Origin of the sequence: Microbispora siamensis (assembly GCF_016863095.1) — a bacterium.
In the GTDB taxonomy this organism is placed as follows: Bacteria; Actinomycetota; Actinomycetes; order Streptosporangiales; family Streptosporangiaceae; genus Microbispora; species Microbispora siamensis.
The window spans coordinates 98,456-115,868 of record NZ_BOOF01000002.1 but is presented as its reverse complement, the minus strand read 5'-3'; the positions used below and the strand labels follow the sequence as shown (position 1 = coordinate 115,868).

General features: G+C 72.5%; 22 protein-coding genes. 14 read left to right on the top strand and 8 right to left on the bottom strand.

What is annotated here, in order from left to right:
* The first annotated feature begins 20 nt into the window (after positions 1 to 20).
* Genes Msi02_RS02315 through Msi02_RS02305 form a run of 3 tightly spaced genes read left to right on the top strand, consistent with a single transcriptional unit; the run spans position 21 to position 2,355 of the window.
* Entirely contained in the window at positions 21 to 416 is a 396-nt protein-coding gene (locus Msi02_RS02315) for a GntR family transcriptional regulator (RefSeq protein WP_079313369.1), read from the top strand.
* Positions 413 to 1,426, top strand: a complete 1,014-nt coding sequence (locus Msi02_RS02310) for a DUF1648 domain-containing protein (RefSeq protein ID WP_204046832.1) — start codon at positions 413 to 415, stop codon at positions 1,424 to 1,426. The genes Msi02_RS02315 and Msi02_RS02310 overlap by 4 nt, the downstream gene beginning before the upstream one ends.
* 5 nt (positions 1,427 to 1,431) lie before the next feature.
* Positions 1,432 to 2,355, top strand: a complete 924-nt coding sequence (locus tag Msi02_RS02305; RefSeq protein ID WP_204046831.1) for a CPBP family intramembrane glutamic endopeptidase — start codon at positions 1,432 to 1,434, stop codon at positions 2,353 to 2,355.
* Positions 2,356 to 2,371: 16 nt separating this feature from the next.
* Here Msi02_RS02305 and Msi02_RS02300 read toward each other — a convergent pair whose 3' ends face one another.
* Positions 2,372 to 3,328 carry an adenosylcobinamide-GDP ribazoletransferase gene (locus Msi02_RS02300; RefSeq protein WP_275414071.1) on the bottom strand — a complete coding sequence of 319 codons (957 nt, stop codon included), beginning with the start codon at positions 3,326 to 3,328 and terminating at the stop codon, positions 2,372 to 2,374.
* An 18-nt stretch (positions 3,329 to 3,346) separates the two neighbouring features.
* The gene (locus Msi02_RS02295; protein ID WP_204046830.1) at positions 3,347 to 4,408 is read right to left on the bottom strand and encodes a bifunctional adenosylcobinamide kinase/adenosylcobinamide-phosphate guanylyltransferase; all 1,062 of its coding nucleotides are present in this window, start codon (positions 4,406 to 4,408) and stop codon (positions 3,347 to 3,349) included.
* A gap of 165 nt (positions 4,409 to 4,573) precedes the next feature.
* Between Msi02_RS02295 and Msi02_RS02290 the strand changes: the two genes are divergently transcribed.
* Complete coding sequence (locus Msi02_RS02290) at positions 4,574 to 4,780, top strand: hypothetical protein (protein WP_079313380.1); 207 nt, start codon at positions 4,574 to 4,576, stop codon at positions 4,778 to 4,780.
* A 104-nt stretch (positions 4,781 to 4,884) separates the two neighbouring features.
* On the opposite strand, the gene Msi02_RS02285 is transcribed toward Msi02_RS02290, so the two are convergent.
* Positions 4,885 to 5,883 carry an aldo/keto reductase family protein gene (locus Msi02_RS02285; protein ID WP_204046829.1) on the bottom strand — a complete coding sequence of 333 codons (999 nt, stop codon included), beginning with the start codon at positions 5,881 to 5,883 and terminating at the stop codon, positions 4,885 to 4,887.
* A 64-nt stretch (positions 5,884 to 5,947) separates the two neighbouring features.
* Between Msi02_RS02285 and Msi02_RS02280 the strand changes: the two genes are divergently transcribed.
* A complete protein-coding gene (locus Msi02_RS02280) occupies positions 5,948 to 7,117 on the top strand; it encodes an SMI1/KNR4 family protein (RefSeq protein WP_204046828.1) in 1,170 nt (389 codons plus the stop codon).
* Positions 7,118 to 7,145: 28 nt separating this feature from the next.
* Here Msi02_RS02280 and Msi02_RS02275 read toward each other — a convergent pair whose 3' ends face one another.
* Positions 7,146 to 7,781, bottom strand: coding sequence for a DUF3043 domain-containing protein (locus Msi02_RS02275; protein ID WP_204046827.1), 636 nt, complete (start codon positions 7,779 to 7,781; stop codon positions 7,146 to 7,148).
* Positions 7,782 to 7,928: 147 nt separating this feature from the next.
* Here Msi02_RS02275 and Msi02_RS02270 point away from each other — a divergent pair, with 147 nt between their 5' ends.
* Genes Msi02_RS02270 through Msi02_RS02250 form a run of 5 tightly spaced genes read left to right on the top strand, consistent with a single transcriptional unit; the run spans position 7,929 to position 11,224 of the window.
* Positions 7,929 to 8,729, top strand: coding sequence for a PspA/IM30 family protein (locus tag Msi02_RS02270; RefSeq protein WP_204046826.1), 801 nt, complete (start codon positions 7,929 to 7,931; stop codon positions 8,727 to 8,729).
* A complete protein-coding gene (gene pspAA, locus Msi02_RS02265) occupies positions 8,726 to 9,004 on the top strand; it encodes a PspA-associated protein PspAA (protein WP_204046825.1) in 279 nt (92 codons plus the stop codon). The genes Msi02_RS02270 and pspAA overlap by 4 nt, the downstream gene beginning before the upstream one ends.
* Positions 9,004 to 9,894 carry a zinc metalloprotease HtpX gene (gene htpX / locus Msi02_RS02260; RefSeq protein ID WP_079313361.1) on the top strand — a complete coding sequence of 297 codons (891 nt, stop codon included), beginning with the start codon at positions 9,004 to 9,006 and terminating at the stop codon, positions 9,892 to 9,894. The genes pspAA and htpX overlap by 1 nt, the downstream gene beginning before the upstream one ends.
* 13 nt (positions 9,895 to 9,907) lie before the next feature.
* On the top strand, positions 9,908 to 10,456 hold the full coding sequence (gene pspAB / locus Msi02_RS02255; RefSeq protein WP_204046824.1) for a PspA-associated protein PspAB: 549 nt from the start codon (positions 9,908 to 9,910) through the stop codon (positions 10,454 to 10,456).
* 15 nt (positions 10,457 to 10,471) lie between these two features.
* A complete protein-coding gene (locus Msi02_RS02250) occupies positions 10,472 to 11,224 on the top strand; it encodes a maleylpyruvate isomerase family mycothiol-dependent enzyme (RefSeq protein ID WP_204046823.1) in 753 nt (250 codons plus the stop codon).
* A gap of 62 nt (positions 11,225 to 11,286) precedes the next feature.
* Here Msi02_RS02250 and Msi02_RS02245 read toward each other — a convergent pair whose 3' ends face one another.
* Entirely contained in the window at positions 11,287 to 11,730 is a 444-nt protein-coding gene (locus Msi02_RS02245) for a nuclear transport factor 2 family protein (RefSeq protein WP_204046822.1), read from the bottom strand.
* 235 nt (positions 11,731 to 11,965) lie between these two features.
* On the opposite strand from Msi02_RS02245, the gene Msi02_RS02240 reads away from it, so the two are divergent.
* Both Msi02_RS02240 and Msi02_RS02235 read left to right on the top strand, forming a co-directional pair.
* Positions 11,966 to 12,139 carry a helix-turn-helix domain-containing protein gene (locus Msi02_RS02240; RefSeq protein ID WP_204046821.1) on the top strand — a complete coding sequence of 58 codons (174 nt, stop codon included), beginning with the start codon at positions 11,966 to 11,968 and terminating at the stop codon, positions 12,137 to 12,139.
* A 71-nt stretch (positions 12,140 to 12,210) separates the two neighbouring features.
* Positions 12,211 to 12,960 carry a LysR substrate-binding domain-containing protein gene (locus Msi02_RS02235; protein ID WP_204046820.1) on the top strand — a complete coding sequence of 250 codons (750 nt, stop codon included), beginning with the start codon at positions 12,211 to 12,213 and terminating at the stop codon, positions 12,958 to 12,960.
* On the opposite strand, the gene nadA is transcribed toward Msi02_RS02235, so the two are convergent.
* Positions 12,957 to 14,111 carry a quinolinate synthase NadA gene (nadA, locus tag Msi02_RS02230; protein WP_204046819.1) on the bottom strand — a complete coding sequence of 385 codons (1,155 nt, stop codon included), beginning with the start codon at positions 14,109 to 14,111 and terminating at the stop codon, positions 12,957 to 12,959. The two genes, Msi02_RS02235 and nadA, sit on opposite strands and share 4 nt — an antisense overlap.
* 195 nt (positions 14,112 to 14,306) lie before the next feature.
* Between nadA and erpA the strand changes: the two genes are divergently transcribed.
* Positions 14,307 to 14,660: an iron-sulfur cluster insertion protein ErpA gene (gene erpA, locus Msi02_RS02225; RefSeq protein WP_079313357.1), complete on the top strand. Its 354-nt coding sequence runs from the start codon at positions 14,307 to 14,309 to the stop codon at positions 14,658 to 14,660.
* Positions 14,661 to 14,839: 179 nt separating this feature from the next.
* A complete protein-coding gene (locus tag Msi02_RS02220) occupies positions 14,840 to 15,826 on the top strand; it encodes a carbohydrate kinase family protein (RefSeq protein ID WP_204046818.1) in 987 nt (328 codons plus the stop codon).
* Between the two features lie 10 nt (positions 15,827 to 15,836).
* Here the strand turns inward: Msi02_RS02220 and Msi02_RS02215 are convergent, their stop codons facing one another.
* Both Msi02_RS02215 and Msi02_RS02210 read right to left on the bottom strand, forming a co-directional pair.
* Positions 15,837 to 16,151: a sulfurtransferase TusA family protein gene (locus Msi02_RS02215; protein WP_139578195.1), complete on the bottom strand. Its 315-nt coding sequence runs from the start codon at positions 16,149 to 16,151 to the stop codon at positions 15,837 to 15,839.
* Complete coding sequence (locus Msi02_RS02210) at positions 16,151 to 17,284, bottom strand: cysteine desulfurase family protein (protein WP_204046817.1); 1,134 nt, start codon at positions 17,282 to 17,284, stop codon at positions 16,151 to 16,153. Before Msi02_RS02210 ends, Msi02_RS02215 begins: the two co-directional genes overlap by 1 nt.
* Between the last annotated feature and the right edge of the window lie 129 nt (positions 17,285 to 17,413).

Sequence of the window (17,413 nt, the reverse complement as noted above, 5' to 3'; positions counted from 1 at the left end):
GTGCTAATGTCGATAGCATCATGTTGCTCACGCTCGATCTCAACGATCCGCGGCCCCTGCACGAACAGGTGGCCGCCGCCATAAGGCGTGCGATCGGGGCCGGGGACGTCGCGCCCGGCGATCGGCTGCCGCCGGCCCGCGACCTGGCCCACGCGCTGGGCGTCAACGCGAACACCGTGCTGCGCTCGCTGCGCGACCTGCGGGACGAGGGACTGCTGGAGTTCCGCCGCGGGCGCGGGGTGTCCGTGCTGCGGCGGCCGGACGGCCGCGAGGCGCTCAGGACGCGCGCGCGTGACCTGCTCGACGAGGCCGCGAGGTACGGCCTCACCACGGACGACGTCGTCGCCCTCATCAAGGACGTCATCAAGGACCTCGGTGAGGACCCCGGCGATGACTCCGGCAAGGAAATGGCATGACCGACCCCCACGACCGCTCCGTCACCGGCTTCCGCACCCGGTTCCTGCTGGCCGTCTCGGCCTGGGCCGTGCTGGTCGCCGCCGTGCTCGTGGCGGTGCCGCTGGCGTTCGCCGATCGCCTGCCCGACCCGCTGGCCACCCACTGGGGGCCGTCCGGGCGGCCCGACGGCTCCATGCCGTTCGCGGCCTTCGTGCTCGTTCTGGTCGTGCTGTGGGTCGTCGTCGCGGGGGTCGGCGCAGGTGTCGGGGCGCGGGCCCGCACGCTGGTCCGCCGTACGCCGCGCGCCTGGTACTGCGCCGGGCTGGCCTGGGCGGGCGGGCTCATGGTCGTCACGCAGGCCTTCACGATCGCCGCCAACCTCGACCGCGGCGACTGGACCCGCGCGGCGGGCATGAGCTGGCAGGTCGTGGTGATCGTCGCCGCGCCGATCGCGCTCGGGGCGCTGGGCCGGCTCGCCGGCCTGCGCGGCCCGGACGTTCCCCCGGCGCCACCGCGGACGCGACCGCGGATCGACCTCGACCCGGGGAAGCGGCCGGTGTGGGTCTCCACCACCACCGCGCCGTGGGCGGCCTGGCTCGCGATCGTGGCGCTCGCCGCCGCGGTGGCGCTCGCGGGGACGGCCCTGTCCGGCCTGTTCCCCGGCGGCTGGCGCGCCGTGGTGCCGCTCGCCGTCGTGGGCGTGGTCGGCACGGTGCTGTCGTCGGTCTCGGTGCGGGTCGTCCCCGAAGCGCTGACCGTGTCGGTCGGCCCGTTGCGGTGGCCCTCGCGCAGGGTGCGGCTGGATCGCGTCGAGCGGGCGTGGGTGGAGGAGCGGTATCCGGCCCAGGTGGGCGGATGGGGCTACCGCGGCCTCCCGGGACGGGCCACGATCATGATCCGCGGCGGCGAGTGCCTGGTCGTGCGCTACACCTCCGGCGGGCGGCTCGCCATCAGCGTGGACGACGCCGAGGCGGGCGCCGCCCTGCTCAACGCCCTCATCGCCCGGCAGCGCCCCTCCGTCGAAAGGTGATGACCGTGATCCGGCGCAACGCCGATGTCTGGCTCTTCCTCCTCGTCGCGTTCGGGGCCTCGTGGCTGATCGCGCTGCCCCTCTGGCTGGGGGCCGTACGGCTCGGCACGCCGGCCTTCGCACTGGTCGGGGGGCTGATGATGCTGACGCCCTCCCTCGGCGTACTGGCCGTGTGGCTCGCCCGGCGGCGTGGCACGCCGCTGCGGGAATGGGCGCGGGCGACCGGGCTCACGCTCGGACCGGATCGGGGCGGGACGGCCGCGCTCCTGGTGACGGCGCTGCTCGGCGTGCCGCTTCTCGTGGCCGTCGCCCTCCTGGTCAGCGCCGCCGTCGGCGTGGTGAGCCTCGACTTCGCCGGGCTGAGCCTGTTCCACGCGCAACTGGGCGCGGCCCTCGACAAGGTGCCGCTGGACCCGCGGGTCCTGTACGCCGTCCAGGTCGTGCAGGCCGTGCTGATCGCCCCGTTCCTCAACGCGATCCCCGCGCTCGGGGAGGAGTGGGGCTGGCGGGGCTGGCTGCTGCCGCGCCTGCTCGGAGACCCGGCCGTCTCATCCGCGCCGGGACCCCGCCGGGTATGGCCCGCGCTGGTGCTGTCCGGGGTGATCTGGGGTCTCTGGCACGCTCCCCTCACGTTGAAGGGCTACAACTACCCGGCGCTCGGCGCCTGGGCGGCGGCGCTGTTCGTCGGCTTCTGCGTCATCTTCGGGGCGCTGCTCGGCTGGATGCGGCTGCGCTCGCGCAGCGTGTGGCCCGCGGTCATCGCACACGGCTCGTTGAACGCCGTGACGGGCCTGGCGCTGCTCCTCGGCGACGCGGCCGCCCCGCCGAACGCGGCGCTCGCCGGGATCACCGGGGTCGTCGGCTGGGTGCTGCTCGCGGCGGTCGTCCTCGCCGCCTACCGGCTGCGTCCCGTCGCCGCGCCGCGCTGACGCGTGTTCACGCGCCTCAGACGAGCAGGACGGAGGCCAGCAGCGTCACCGTCGTGGCCGTCTCCACCAGGGCGCCGAGCACGTCGCCCGTGACGCCACCCAGCCGCCGTACGGCCCGGCGGCGCAGCAGCGCGGCGGCCCCCAGCCCGGCCGCCATCGCCGGCAGCAGCCCGGCCACCGTGATCAGATACGGATCGTCCGACAGGCGATGCAGCAGCCCGGCGGGCCGCGGGTCCGCGTAGACGGTGTACCCGTAGGTCCCCTCGGAGTAGGGGACTATGGCGGAATAGTCCGGATAGGCGCGGCCGAAGGGGTTCGACAGGCCGAACGGCCAGCAGTATTCCAGCAGCGACGGGCCGGCGGCCGCCACGAGGGCGAGCACCACCACGACGACGGCCGTCGCGAGGGTGGCCCCGATCGCGGAGCCCCGCCGTACGGTGCCGGCGACGAGCGCGCCGAGGCCGGTGGGACGGGCGGCGGGCACGCCCTCGCGGCACGCCCACGTGACCGCCAGCCTGCCGGTCGCCGCCGCCGCCACCAGCGCGACCCAGGCGGCCGTACCGCCCCGCGACAGCACGGCCACCTGCACGAGCAGGGCGATCACGACGGTGACGACCCCGAACGGCCCGATGTCGGAGCGCTTCATCACGTCCAGCGCGCCGTCGGCCGGCTTGCCGCTGCCGAGCCCGTCGGCCAGGTCCGCGAGGCCGTCCAGATGCAGGGCCCGCGTCAGCCACGCCAGGGCCCCCACCGCGAGGACGGCGCCGAGCAGCGGTGAGCCCGACACCGCACCGGCGGCCTCGAGCACCACGGCGGCGGCCAGGCCGAGCAGCACGCCGACGAAGGGCGCCAGCGACATGGCGCGTCCCGCCACGGCGCGGTCGACCTCCACCGGCCGTACGGGGAAGACGGTGAGGGTCCCGAGCGCGAGCCGCCAGGCCGCGCCGGGATTCACGCGGGGTTCGTCGGGCACGAGGGCAGATCGTAGTAGTCAAAGGGGCAGCGGGACGACCCTGCCGGAGACCACCAGGGCGACGTCCTCGGACTCGCGGGCGAGGGCCTGGTTGAGCCGGCCGAGCGCGTCGCGGAACAGCCGTCCGGCGGGGGTCGCCGGGATCACCCCGAGGCCCACCTCGTCGCTCACCGCCACCACCCGGGCGCGGGTGCCGCGCCAGGCGGCCGTCAGCGCGTCGCACCGCTCCGCCACCCGGCCGAGGGCGGCCTGATGGCCGTCCGCGGACGTGCCGTCCGGCCAGGCGGCGCACTCGTCGAACACGGCGGCGAGCCAGGTGCCGATCCCGTCGACGAGGAACGTCCCCGAACCACCGGACAGGACGGCCACGAGGTCGGTCGTCTCCACGGTCCGCCAGTGCGCCGGGCGCCGTTCCCTGTGGGCCCGCACCCGGGCGAGCCAGGCCGGGTCGTCACCGCCTGAGGGCCCCGTGGCCACGTAGGTCACCTCGGGTTCGGCGGCCAGGCGGAGCTCGGCCTCCTCGGACTTGCCGGAACGCGACCCGCCGAGCAGCAGCGTCCGGCGTGGCCGCACCCTGGGTCGCCGAACCCTGAGCACCGCCTCCGCGCTCGCCGTGTCCACGACGGTCCCGTCGGGGACGGCCGCCGCGCCCCAGAACTCGAGGCGGCGGGCCAGCTCGCTCTCCGCCGGGACGCGGTGGTCGAGGTGCACCGCGATGATCCGCGTCGCGGACGTGACCCGCCCACGCCGGCGCAGGTCGCCCAGCCGCTCCGGCCGGTCGGGCAGGTCCATGAGCACCACGTCGAAGGGCGCGTCCGCGTCCCGCCCGGGGGATCCGGTGGCGGGCCCCACGGCGTACAGCAGGCGACCGCCGTCGGGCCCGGTGACCTCGCGGCCGTCGGCCGATTGGCGGACCAGGTAGCCGCCGGGCAGGCGGTCGCCCGCGAGCCGTACGCGGCCGTCGAGCAGGACGGAGGCGGGACGCCGGTGGCCGGGCGCGAGCCGGCCGCAGGACGCGCAGGGACAGTCGGGGACGGGCCAGCCCTCGGGGCCGCCGGTTCCCTCCAGGCGGATCTTCACGTGCCGCTGCCTTTCCGCGTCCGTGTCGCCGGGCGCCCCGCGCCGGCGGGGGGAGTGGACGCCGGGGAGAGAGGATAGGGTCCGGCTGCACGGTCTTTGTGCCGCACCGGCCCGGCGGTGAAGTCCCGGTGCGGGCGCGGCGAGGAACCGAAGGAGCGGGTGCGGATGATTTGGCGGTGGCGTTACGAGGACGCGAACGGCGGCGAGGTCACGGACCGGCCGCTGCCCCGGGAGATCTTCTCCAGCCAGTCGGACGCGGAGTCGTGGCTGGGGGAGAGCTGGCGCGAACTGCTCGAGGCCGGTGTGGAGCAGGTCACGCTGATGGAGGACGAGCGGGTCGAATACTCGGGGATGTCCCTGCGCGCCGAATGAGCCGGGCGGGGGCCGGGACCGCGACGGGCACGGTCGCGACCCCCGCGACGACATTGGTCCTGGGGGACCGGAGACGACGCCGGTCCGGGGGACCGGGGACGGCGTCAGGGACGCGCGGACGGGCTGACGGTCTTGGCCGGGTCGCGCTCGACGACCGGACCGAGCACGTCGTCGATCTTCTTGAGCACCTCGGCGTCGAGCTTCACGCCCGAAGCCTTGACGTTGTCGCGCACCTGGTCGGGCTTGGTGGCCCCGACGATGGCCGACGACACGTTCGGGTTCTGCAGCACCCACGCCACGGCGAGCTGGGCCATCGAGAGCCCGAGGTCGGCCGCGATCGGCTTGAGGTCCTGCACCCGGCGCAGCACGTCGTCGTGCATGAGGCGGCCGATGAACCCCGAGCCGGTGGGGTCGGTGGCGCGGGACCCGGCCGGCGGCGGCTGGCCGGGCAGGTACTTGCCGGTCAGCACGCCCTGCGCGATCGGCGACCAGACGATCTGGCCCAGGCCCTCCTTCTCGCACAGCGGCACGACCTCGGCCTCGATGACCCGCCAGAGCATCGAGTACTGCGGCTGGTTGGACACCAGCCGGTCGAAGCCCATCTCGTCGGCGATCTTCAGGGCCCGGGCGATCTGGTCGGCCGACCACTCGCTGACCCCGACGTACAGCACCTTGCCCTGCCGTACGAGGTCGTCGAAGGCCCGCAGGGTCTCCTCCAGCGGCGTCTCGACGTCGAAGCGGTGCGCCTGGTAGAGGTCGACGTAGTCGGTCTGCAGCCGGTGGAGCGACCCGTTGATCGACTCCATGATGTGCTTGCGGGACAGGCCCCGGTCGTTCTTGCCCTCACCGGTGGGCCAGTAGACCTTGGTGAAGATCTCCAGCGACTCGCGGCGCACGCCCTTCAGCGCCCGGCCGAGAACCTCCTCGGCCCTGGTCCCGGCGTAGACGTCGGCGGTGTCGAAGGTCGTGACACCCTCGTCGAGAGCCGCGCGGACGCACTCGACGGCGGCGTCCTCCTCCACCTGGGACCCATGGGTGATCCAGTTGCCGTAGCTGATCTCGCTGACCATGAGGCCACTGCGGCCAAGATGACGGTATTCCATGGGTCCGACCCTAGGTCATGACACCGCGTCACTCCTCCGGATGGTTCGCGGTAGGGTGCCCGGCGTGCGCCGGTTGATCGCTTCTCGCCCCGTACGGCTGGCTCTGGCCGTCGCGCTGGTCGCCGGTGTGGCCGCCGGGCTGGTCGTCGCCGCCCGCCGGCGCCGTGCCGCCGTGCCGGCACCGGCCGCTCCGCACCCTGCTCGGCCCGCTCCACGCCATGCCTCGCGGGATGAGGGAGACCCGGCCGGGCGCGGCCCCGAGCCCGTGCTCGGCTGGCCTACGAGCGAGGATCTCGAGAGGTACGACCGGCCGGAGGCCGGCGCGCCGATCGCCCGTCTCCTCGACGGGCTTCCCCGGATCGAGCGGCCGCGCGGGAGGAAGGCGCGCCGCTGGACCGCCGCGCTCGTCGCGCTCGGCCTGCTCGTGCTCACGTCGCAGTTGCTGGAAAACGCGGTGTTCCGCCCGGAGGCCGGGACGGCGTCCGGGCGGGCGGCGTACGCGGGAGACCATGCCGAGCCCTGTCTCGCGGACGGTTGCACGGTGGCGGGGTACCGCCTGCCACCGGGCGACCGGCCCTGTCCCGCGTCCGGTTGCGGCGTGGTGGGGGACCCCGCGCCGTCCGCCGATCCCGTCGCCGACATGCCCGCGGTGGGGCCGCCGCCGTCCCGCGACCCCGCGTGCGCGCTCAGGCGGACGGGCTCCACGACCACGGTCGTACGGCCGATCTCCCGCCGGGTGACCGTCGCGGTGAACCGCCAGTGGCGGCGGATAGAGAAGTGGCTGAAGGCGCACGCGCCGAAGACGTACGCCTCGCTGAACAAGCCGGCCGGGCCCCGGCTGGTGGCCAAGGCCGAGGCGAGGATCGGGAGGCCCATCCCCGACTCGCTGCGTGCCTCGCTGCTGCGCCACGACGGCGCACGCGGGCCGGCGGCGTTCCGGTTTCCGCCGAGCCACGCGATCATGGGTGCGCGCGGACTCGTCGTGTCCTGGCCGGAGGCCTGCGAGATGGGCGGAGGCATCCCTCTCGCCTACGAACCCGACTTCGGCGACTACCTCGTGACGAACCCCGCCACCGGCGGCGTGGGCTCGGCGGACTGGGAGACGCCGTACTACGAGGACGAGTGGTCGTCGTACTACGCGCTGCTCAAGAGCACGGCGGACGCCCTCGCCGAGGGCGGCCCGGTGGCCGGGTCGGTCCCCGTGGTGCGCGGGGGCGTCCTGGAGTGGAAGTGAGGCGGCCGAGGTCAGGCGGCCGCGCGGGTCACTTCTTCGCGGCGGCCGTGTTCTTGAGGGCGACCGGGATGCCGCCGGGCAGGACCGCGGGCTTGGGGAAGCGCAGGCGGCGCATCTGGGACGAGCGCATCGCCGCGTAGAAACCCACGCCCTTGAGGTCCTCGCCGGGGAACCTCGCCGCCGCCTCCTTCTTCACCTTCGCTGCCACGTAGAAGGAACTCGCCAGCACGAGCACCATCACGACCGGCAGGGACAGCGTGTAGACGAGGAGAACGGCCGAGCGGACCGGGATCGGGAACGGCACCATCGACAGCAGCATGATGACGAACACGACGGGCAGGAAGTACTGCCCCGGCAGCCGCCGCGAGTCCACCCAGTCGCGGGCGAACTTGCGCACCGGGCCGCGGTCGCGGGCCGGAAGCGCCCGTTCGTCGCCGCGCAGCAGGGCCTCGCGTTGCTTGACGCGCAGCGCCTTGTCACGCTCGCGGGCCAGGCGGTAGGCCTCCTTGCGGTTGGCCGGAGCGGTCACCGGGGAGCGGCGGCGGCCCTGCGCCTCGCTCCGCTTCGGGGTGGGACGGCCCTTCCCCGGGGTGCCGTGGGGCTTAGGATCCTCTACAGGGACGGGGGAGTCCTCCGCTGAGGTCTGGGTGCGACGTCGGAACACGTCGCCCAGCCTACCGGGAGTGCAACTTAGTGACGCCCTCGCGCGTTATGCGTAGGGTGAACCCAGGCGGCTACGCCGCCTGACAAGGGGCTTGAGACGGCTGGGATCACCCACGCACAACCTTGGAGAAGGGGACGGCCGACGCGCATGAGCGTGATGAAGAGACTTTCCATGATCTTCAAGTCCAAGGCCAACAAGGCCCTGGACAAAATGGAGGATCCGCGGGAGACGCTGGACTATTCCTATCAGCGCCAGCTTGAGCTGCTGCAGAAGGTCCGCCGGGGCGTGGCCGACGTGGCCACCAGCCGCAAGCGGGTGGAGCTGCAGATCAACCAGCTCGAAGGGCAGGCCACCAAGCTGGAGAACCAGAGCAGGCAGGCCCTGTCCGCCGGGCGCGAGGATCTGGCCCGTGAGGCGCTGACCCGCCGCAACGGTCTCAACGCCCAGATCGCCGACCTGCGCATCCAGTACAACAACCTGCAGGGCGAGGAGGAGAAGCTCACCCTCGCCAGCCAGCGGCTCCAGGCCAAGGTCGACTCCTTCCGTACGAAGAAGGAGACCATCAAGGCCACCTACACGGCGGCCGAGGCCCAGACGCGGATCAACGAGGCGTTCTCCGGCATCTCCGAGGAGATGGGCGACGTCGGCCTGGCCATCCAGCGGGCCGAGGACAAGACCGCGCAGATGCAGGCGCGCGCGGGCGCGATCGACGAGCTGCTGGCCAGCGGCGCGCTGGACGACTTCACCGGGCAGCGCGACGACATCCAGGCGGAGCTCGACCGCATGGGCGCCGGCTCGGACATCGAGCTGGAGCTCGCCAGGATGAAGGCCGAGCTCGGCCAGGGCCCCGCGCCCAAGAACGCCATCGAGGCCGGGCAGCAGGGCCAGTCCGTCCCGTCCAACCAGCAGCACACGCAGCAGCTGCGCCAGCCGGGGGAGGGCCTGTGATCGTCAGAATCATGGGTGAGGGACAGGTCGAGATCGGCGCCGCCGACATCGACGTCCTGAACGAGCTCGACAGCGAGGTGGAAGCCGCGATCGAGTCGGGCGACGAGGACGCGTTCCGCACGAAGCTGCACGCCCTGCTCGACAAGGTGCGGCAGGTCGGCAAGGCGCTGCCGGACGACTCGCTGGAGCCGTCCGAGCTGATCCTGCCGCCGGCCGACGCCTCGATCGAGGAAGTGCGGGAGATGCTCGGGGACACCGGGCTCATCCCTGGCTGATGGCCTCCACGCGGTTCGCCCCTGATCGCGGCCTCACCGTCCGGATGACCGTGACGATGTTCCTGCTCGGGCTGCTCTACGTCGCGTTCGTGGCCGTCCTGGTCGCGGTGGGCGTACGTGCGGTCACCGTGCTCGTGATCGCCGGGGGTCTCCTGCTGGCGCAGTACTTCCTGTCCGACAAGATCGCGCTGTTCGCGATGCACGGGCGGGAGGTCTCGCCGCAGGAGGCCCCCGAGCTGCACGGCATCATCGACCGGCTGAGCGCGATGGCGGGGATGCCGAAGCCGCGGGTGGCGATCGCCGACTCGGACATCCCGAACGCGTTCGCCACCGGGCGCAACCAGAAGAACTCGGTGGTCTGCGTGACCACCGGCATTCTGCGCAGGCTCGACGCGCGGGAGCTCGAAGGGGTGCTGGCCCACGAGATGTCCCACGTGGCCCACCGGGACGTGGCGGTGATGACGATCGCCTCGTTCCTGGGGGTCGTGGCCGGCCTGATGACGCGCTTCGCGCTCTACACCGGTCTGGGCGGCCGGAGGAACGACAACGGCCCCCCGGTCGGCCTGATCATCTTCGCGGTCTCCGGCCTGGTCTACGCCGTCAGCTTCCTGCTGACGCGGGCGCTCTCGCGCTACCGCGAACTGGCCGCCGACCGCGCGGGCGCGCTGCTCACGCAGCAGCCGAGCGCCCTGGCCAGCGCCCTTGTCAAGATCAGCGGCGACATCGGCAGGATCCCGACCAGGGACCTGCGTGAGGCGCAGCCGTTCAACGCCTTCTTCTTCGCGCCCGCCCTGTCGGGCCAGAGCGTCGCCTCGCTGCTGTCGACCCACCCGTCGCTGGAGCGCCGGCTGGACCAGCTCGCCCGGATCTCCGCGGCGCTGGGCCGCTGATGAGGGGGCGCTGATGGGCTGGTTCGACGCCCTGCTCGGCCGTTCCAAGCCCGCCAGGCCCGACCTGGACGCGCTGTTCGCCCTGCCGTCGGCCGCCGTCACGCTGCAGGCCGCCACCGGCTTCGCCCCGGCGGGAACCGGCTCGGTGTGCTTCCGCGCCGCCGAGGGCGGCGCCTTCGCCCGGCTCGAACAGGACATCGAGGCCCTGATGGGCAAGGTCGAGGTCTCCCGGGACTCCTACGGCTACACCTGGCTGCAGGTGCGCAACCCCGACGTCGCCGGGCTCGTGACCGACCTGCACGCCGCCAACTCGTCCCTGGAGTCGGCCGGGTTCGGCCCGTCGCTGCTGTGCTCGCTCGTCACCTTCGCCGACCCCTCCCACAGGAAGCTGGCGATCGTGTATCTCTACAAGCGCGGCACGTTCTACCCTTTCGCCCCCATCGGCGAACCGCGCCGCGACAACGCGCTGGAACTGCAGGTGCGCGGGGTCCTGGACCGCGAGCTCACCATCGAGCCCGAGCTCGCGAGCTGGTTTCCCGTCTGGGGCGCACCCGGCCTCTGACCTACAGGAGCCTTCATGACCGAGTGGACCCACCTGCGGCACACCGAGGCCGCGGCCGCGGAGATCGGCCGGATGGCCGAGGTGGTACGGGGACGGGACGGGACCACGCCCGTGCCGACCTGTCCGGGGTGGGACCTCAGGGAACTGGTCGAGCACACCGGCGCCGTGCACCGGTGGGCCGCCGCGATGGTGCGGGACGCCGCCGACCGCCGATACGACCGCGCCGCGATGGACCACGGGTTCCCCGAGGACTTCGCCGGCCACGCGGACTGGCTGGAGGCGGGAGCCGTCCAGCTCGCCGAGGCGCTGAAGAGCCGCGACCCGGACACCGAGGTGTGGGGATGGGCGGGAGACAGGTCCCGGCGGGCTCGGTTCTGGTCCCGCCGCCAGCTCCACGAGACCGTCGTCCACCGTGTGGACGCCGAGATCGCCCTCGGGATCGCCCCCAAGATGGACGAAGACGTCGCGCTCGACGGCGTGGAAGAGTTCTTCGACCTGCTGCCGTACGCCCGGTGGCGGCCCCTACTCGCCGAGCTGCGGGGCGACGGGGAGGCGATCTCCTGGCGGACCGGGACCGGTCTCGCCTGGCTCGTGCGGCTCACTCCCGAGGGGTTCACCTACGAGAGGTCCGAAGGCCCCGCCGACGTCATCGTACGCACGCCGACGGCCGGGGACCTGATGCTGACGCTGTGGAACCGGCGCGAGCCCGACGCGGTCCACGGCGACGACGAGCTGCTGCGGTTCTGGCGCGAGCGCGCCCGCATCTAGCGCCGATCCCGTGTCCCTCCCGGCGACCGGAACCTTGCCGGTCGGGGCACGGGTGTGTCCGGTCAGGGGGCCTGGACCGTGCGGGCGAGCACGGGGGCCACATGGCCGGGGAAGAGCGCCGCGGCGACGTGCCGGGTGTCGCTGTACTCGACGACGGAGGTGATCTTGCCGTCGCGGACGGTGAAGACACCGATGCAGCGGTTGTCGTAGACGGTGCCGAAAACGGTGTCCGCCTTGGACGTCCACTCGGCGACCACGCGGTCTCCTTCGGCGATAGTGCCGACCAGTTCGATCGTCATGCTGCCCGGGACGAGGATCTGCCCCATGCCGCCGAGGAAGTCGTCGACGATCGCGTCGCGGCCGTGCCAGGTCTTGGAGATAGGCAGGTCGCCCGGGTAGTGCCAGGTGGCGTCAGCGGCGAAGCTGTCGTAGATGACGCCGGCGTCGCCGTCGCGGACGGCCTCGACGTAGCGGACGACGACTGCCCTGGGGTCGGTGGTGGTCATGGTCCTGCTCCTTCGCTCGTACTTCGCCCTTCACCGGCGCCTCGTTCGCACCCGGAGCCGGTTCGGGGACGTCGGCGAGCACGACCGGCTCGGCGGGGTCCCCGGCCGGGATGTACGCCCTCATCGTTGTCGCCTCATCGTGGCGCCTGAGGCAACTTCACCGTTGGGGACGGGGCCGGGCCAACAACGCGTCCACGCGCCCGACAACGCCGGGTTGTCACCTATGCTCAGCGGCATGGATCTTGACCTCGTCCTGGTCCGTGCGTTCGCCGAGACCGCGGAGAGGCTGCATTTCGGGCGTGCCGCCGAACACCTCGGCATCAGCCAGCAGGCGCTGTCCAAGCGCGTCGCGCGCCTGGAGACGCTGCTGCCGTACGTCTGTTCGAGCGTGAGGGCGGCGTCCGGCTGACCGAGGCCGGGGAACGGTTTCTGCCCGCCGCGCGGCGGGCGCTCGCGGCGGGCGAGTACGCGGTCGCGGCGGTGACGGGCGCCCCGCCCGTCGTACGGATCGACACGTGGGGTCATCTTTACGCGCCGATGCGGACCGTCGCCCAGGCGGCGGAGGCGCTCGGCGGGGTGCGCCTGGAACCAGGCCCGGGCCGGGACTGGCCGTCGGTCGCACGGTCCTTACTGAACGGTGACACCGATCTGGGATTCGGGCGAGTGCATCCGCTGCCGGACGGCGGCGACGCGGGTCTCACTCGGCGACTGGTGCGGTTGGAGCCCGTCGACGCGGTGGTCGGCGCGGCCCATCCGCTGGCCGGAGCCGACGAGTTGCGCCCGGCCGACCTGCGCGACAGCACACTGTGGTGCCCGGCGGAGCTGAGCCGCCTGGACTTCCTCCGCCGCTTCGGTGACGAGTTCGGGATCACCCGGCGGCAGGACGGCCCCAACCTGGGCCTGGACCACCTCGTCCGGCGGATCCGCGACGACGCCTCGTGCTTCACGCTCTTCCCGGCGGACGCGCCGCTGCCCGATCATGCGGGCCTGCGCTCGATCGCGCTCACGGCGCCGACCCCGCTGTACGCGTGGTCGCTGGCCTGGCGCGAGTCCTACGGTCACCCGCTGCTCGACGCCCTGTTGCGCGGCTTCGCCGACGCCGGGCGAGCCCGGCGCTGGCTGGAATACACACCCGGCCGGGACTGGCTCCCCGACACCGACCATGCGAGCTTCGCGGCTCATCGGATGGACCGCGGCCGTGCCGGTACGGCCGCGGTCCGCTACGGCTAGGGCAGGGCGAGCATGCGGTCGAGGGCGACCTTGGCCCAGTGGGTGGTGTCCGCGTCGACCGTGATCTGGTTGACGACCTCGCCGTCGGCCAGCGACTCCAGCGCCCACACCAGGTGCGGCAGGTCGATGCGGTTCATGGTGGAGCAGTAGCAGACGGTCCTGTCGAGGAACGTGATGGTCTTGTCGGGGAACCGGCCGGCCAGGCGGCGCACCAGGTTCAGCTCCGTTCCGACGGCCCAGGAGGACCCGGCCGGGGCCTCCTCCAGCTTGCGGATGATGTACTCGGTCGAGCCGACGAAGTCCGCCTTGGTCACGACCTCGTGGCGGCACTCGGGGTGCACGAGCACGTTCACCCCGGGGATGCGGGCCCGCACCTCGTCCACGCACGCCGCGGAGAAGCGCCCGTGGACCGAGCAGTGGCCCTTCCACAGGATCATCTTCGCGTTCTCCAGCTGCTCCCGGGTGAGGCCGCCGTTCGGGCGGTGCGGGTTGTAGACCACGCAGTCGTCCAGCGACAGCCCCATCTCCAGCACGGCCGTGTTGCGGCCCAGGTGCTGGTCGGGCAGGAACAGCACCTTCTCGCCCTGCTCGAAGGCCCAGTCGAGGGCGCGCCTGGCGTTCGAGGAGGTGCACACCGCGCCGCCGTGCCGTCCGCAGAACGCCTTGATGTCCGCGCTGGAGTTCATGTACGTGATCGGCACCACCCGGTCGGCGATGCCGGCGTCCTCCAGGGCGTCCCAGCAGTCCTCGACCTGGGTGAAGGTCGCCATGTCGGCCATCGAGCAGCCGGCGGCCAGGTCGGGGAGCACCACCTTCTGCGCGTCACTGGTCAGGATGTCGGCGGACTCGGCCATGAAGTGGACACCGCAGAACACGATGTACTCCGCCTCGGGCCGGGCGGCGGCCTCGCGGGCGAGCTTGAACGAGTCGCCGGTCACGTCCGCGAACTGGATGACCTCGTCACGCTGGTAGTGGTGACCGAGCACGAACAACCGGTCGCCGAGCCGCTCCTTGGCCACGCGGGCGCGCTCCACGAGGGTCGGATCGGACGCGGGAGGCAGCTCGCCCGGGCAGTCGACGCCGCGTTCGCTGTGCGGGTCGGTGTCCCGGCCGAGGATGAAGAGCGGAAGGCCGGTCTCGGTGATCGTCACGACCACACCCCCTCGGGGACTTATCGTCTAACTGACGACTAATCATTACATATCGCATCGCCTGGTTCGTCGCGCGGTTGCCCGTGGGGCACGTGGAATGTGTAGGGCTTCACGGGTGTTGGTAGCGTCTAGGTAGGACGTCAGAACCAATCGACCGCCCCGAAGGGCGGTTGGCGCAGACGCGGGAGTCAGCACATGACGGTTGAGAGCAGCGAGACCACGCAGCAGGGCCTGATCCTGACTGACGCGGCCGCCGCCAAGGTCAAGAGCCTGCTCGAGCAGCAGGGCGAGGAAGGGCTGCAGCTCCGGGTGGCGGTCCAGCCGGGTGGCTGTTCCGGCCTGCGTTACCAGCTCTTCTTCGACGACCGGTCGATGGACGGCGACGTGGTCTCCACCTTCGGCGGCGTGAACGTCGTCACCGACCGGATGAGCGCGCCGTACCTCATCGGTGCCACGGTCGACTTCGTGGACACCATCGAGAAGCAGGGCTTCACCATCGACAACCCCAACGCGACCGGGTCCTGCGCCTGCGGCGACTCGTTCAACTGACGGCGAGCGCGCGTCCGGCGACGCCGGGCCCGCGTGCGATGGAGCATGCATCGGGCGCCCCGTACGGATTCCTCCGTGCGGGGCGTCGTCATGTCCCGAGACGGTACGCTCAGTAGGTTCGGCGGGATCAACGTCCCCGCCCCTGTCTCCCTGATGCTGACAACGAGGAGAATGACCCCGTGCGCATCGCCGTCACCGGCTCCATCGCCACCGACCACCTGATGACGTTCCCCGGCCGCTTCGGCGACCAGCTCATCGCCGAGCAGCTCGACCGGGTGTCGTTGTCGTTCCTCGTCGACGATCTGCAGATCCGCCGTGGCGGATGCGCGGCCAACATCGCCTTCGGCATGGGCTGCCTGGGGCTCACCCCCATCCTCGTCGGCGCCGTCGGCACCGACTTCGCCGACTACCGCTCCTGGCTGGAGCGCCACGGCGTCGACTGCGACTCGGTGCACATCTCCGAGCTGCACCACACGGCGCGCTTCCTGTGCACGACGGACGAGGACCACAACCAGATCGCCTCGTTCTACACCGGTGCGATGGCCGAGGCGAGGGAGATCGAGCTGGGCCCGATCGCCGAGCGTCTCGGCGGGCTCGACCTCGTCCTGATCAGCCCCAACGACCCGGCGGCGATGCTCCGGCACACCGACGAGGCGCGTCAGAGGGGCATCCCGTTCGCGGCCGACCCGTCGCAGCAGCTCGCCCGCATGCCGGGCGAGGAGATCCGCCAGCTCGTGGAGGGCGCGGCGTACCTGTTCAGCAACGACTACGAGCTCGGGCTGATCGAGCAGAAGACCGGCTGGTCCGGTGAGGAGATCCTCGACCGGGTCGGCGTCCGGGTGACCACCCTCGGGCCCAAGGGCGCCAGGATCGACCGCAAGGGCGAGCCGTCGCTGCACATCTCGCCGGCTCCCGAGCTGGGCAAGGCCGACCCCACCGGCGTCGGCGACGCCTTCCGCGCCGGGTTCCTCGCGGGCCTCGCCTGGGGGCTCTCACTGGAGCGCTGCGGCCAGATCGGCAACCTCACCGCCACCCACGTGCTCGAGCGGGTCGGCTGCCAGGAGTACGAGCTGAGCCAGCGCGTCTTCCTGGAGCGCTTCGCCGCGGCGTACGGCGCCGGCGCGGCCGAGGAGGTCGGCGCCCACGCCCGCTGCCACTACGCCTGAGAACACGCTCTCAGTAGTTGCGGCGCACGTGGATGGACCAGCCGCCCTGGGGCAGCTCGTAGCTCCCCACGTGCTCGTGTGACTTCAACCGGCACCAGGCCGGGACGTCGGTGAACGCGGCGGGGTCGTCGGCCAGCACGGCGACCACGCCGCCCGTCGCCACCTGGTTGATCCGCTCGGCCAGCATGATGATCGGGATCGGGCACTTGCGGCCCAGCGCGTCGATGGTCAGCGCGGGCGGCTCCGCCGGCTGGACCGGCTCGGCGGGCTCGGCCTGAGCCGCCTCGGGAGACCGCCGGGCGCCGCCCGTCCGTCTGCGCCACATCAGTGCACCCCCAAGCTCGACCGGATCCGCCGCACGATGTCCGGGAGCACCGCGAGGAAACGATCGATGTCGTCCTCGGACACGCCACGGGGCAGCGATACCCGCACATTCCCATGCGTAAGCACGCCCATTGCCTCCAGAACGTGCGATGGACGAAGCGTACTCGCCGTGCAGGAGCTGCCGGACGAGACGGCGAAACCGGCCTTGTCGAGCTCGGTCAGCAGCGCCTCGCCCTCGACGTACAGGCAGGAGAACGTCACGACGTGCGGCAGCCGCAGGACCGGGTCGCCGACGACCTCCACGTCGGGCACCAGGCGGGGCACCTCGGCGCGGATCCGGTCGACCAGGGCGGACAGCCGCCGCCCCTCGGCCTCCGCCTCCTCCGTCCGGGCGCGCAGCGCCGCCGCGGCGGCCACGATCGCGGGCACGTTCTCGAATCCCGGCACGCGCCGCCGCTCCCGCTCGTCCTCGGGCAGCGGCGAGCGCCAGCGCACGCCCTTGCGCACCGCCAGCACGCCCACCCCGGCCGGGCCGCCCCACTTGTGCGCGCTCGCGGTGAGGACCGACCAGCCCCCGGGAACCGGCAGGCGGCCCGCCGACTGCGCGGCGTCGACCAGCAGCGGCACGCCCGCCTCCCGGCAGGCCCGCGCCGCCTCCTCGACCGGTTGGAGGGTCCCGACCTCGTGGTTGGCCGTCTGCAGGCACGCCAGGGCCGTGCCGGGCCGCGCGACGGCCTCGGCGAACGCGCCGGCGTCCACCCGGCCCGTACGGCTCACGCCCACGATCTCCACCTCGCCGCCGGAGCGCTCGTGGAGGGCGCCCGCGTGCAGGACGCTGGAGTGCTCGACGGCGCCCGCCACCAGGCGGGTCCCCGCCCGGCGGCGACCGGCCAGCGTGCCGAGCACCCCCAGGTGGACGGCCTGCGTCCCCGACGAGGTGAACGACACCTCGTCGGGCCGCGCGCCGATCAGTTCGGCTACCTCTGCCCTCGCGCGCTCCAGTAACATCTGGGCGCGGCGCGCCGTGCCGTACAGGCGGGCGGGATCGGCCCAGCCGGCGTCGATCGCCGCCAGCAAGGCGTCACGGGCCGCGGGATGGAGAGGTTCGGTCGAAGCCGCGTCCAGGTAGGCCACAGTTAGGACATTAACGGGGGCTGCTCAGAGGGGCGGCGCCGGTCCGCGCTAATGTGTCCCCCAGCGTGAACTCAACCAAGTAAAGGGCAGACCGGCCGCAAGGTTCGCGCCGGTCTCACCCAAGGGTCA

Excerpts from the sequence above, each read along its gene's own strand:
- Msi02_RS02315 (WP_079313369.1), top strand. The coding sequence starts at position 21 with ATGTTGCTCACGCTCGATCTCAACGATCCGCGGCCCCTGCACGAACAG.
- Msi02_RS02310 (WP_204046832.1), top strand. The coding sequence starts at position 413 with ATGACCGACCCCCACGACCGCTCCGTCACCGGCTTCCGCACCCGGTTC.
- Msi02_RS02290 (WP_079313380.1), top strand. The coding sequence starts at position 4,574 with ATGATTTGGCGGTGGCGTTACGAGGACGCGAACGGCGGCGAGGTCACG.
- Msi02_RS02285 (WP_204046829.1), bottom strand. The coding sequence starts at position 5,883 with ATGGAATACCGTCATCTTGGCCGCAGTGGCCTCATGGTCAGCGAGATC.
- Msi02_RS02270 (WP_204046826.1), top strand. The coding sequence starts at position 7,929 with ATGAGCGTGATGAAGAGACTTTCCATGATCTTCAAGTCCAAGGCCAAC.
- htpX (WP_079313361.1), top strand. The coding sequence starts at position 9,004 with ATGGCCTCCACGCGGTTCGCCCCTGATCGCGGCCTCACCGTCCGGATG.
- pspAB (WP_204046824.1), top strand. The coding sequence starts at position 9,908 with ATGGGCTGGTTCGACGCCCTGCTCGGCCGTTCCAAGCCCGCCAGGCCC.
- Msi02_RS02250 (WP_204046823.1), top strand. The coding sequence starts at position 10,472 with ATGACCGAGTGGACCCACCTGCGGCACACCGAGGCCGCGGCCGCGGAG.
- Msi02_RS02245 (WP_204046822.1), bottom strand. The coding sequence starts at position 11,730 with ATGACCACCACCGACCCCAGGGCAGTCGTCGTCCGCTACGTCGAGGCC.
- Msi02_RS02240 (WP_204046821.1), top strand. The coding sequence starts at position 11,966 with ATGGATCTTGACCTCGTCCTGGTCCGTGCGTTCGCCGAGACCGCGGAG.
- erpA (WP_079313357.1), top strand. The coding sequence starts at position 14,307 with ATGACGGTTGAGAGCAGCGAGACCACGCAGCAGGGCCTGATCCTGACT.
- Msi02_RS02215 (WP_139578195.1), bottom strand. The coding sequence starts at position 16,151 with ATGTGGCGCAGACGGACGGGCGGCGCCCGGCGGTCTCCCGAGGCGGCT.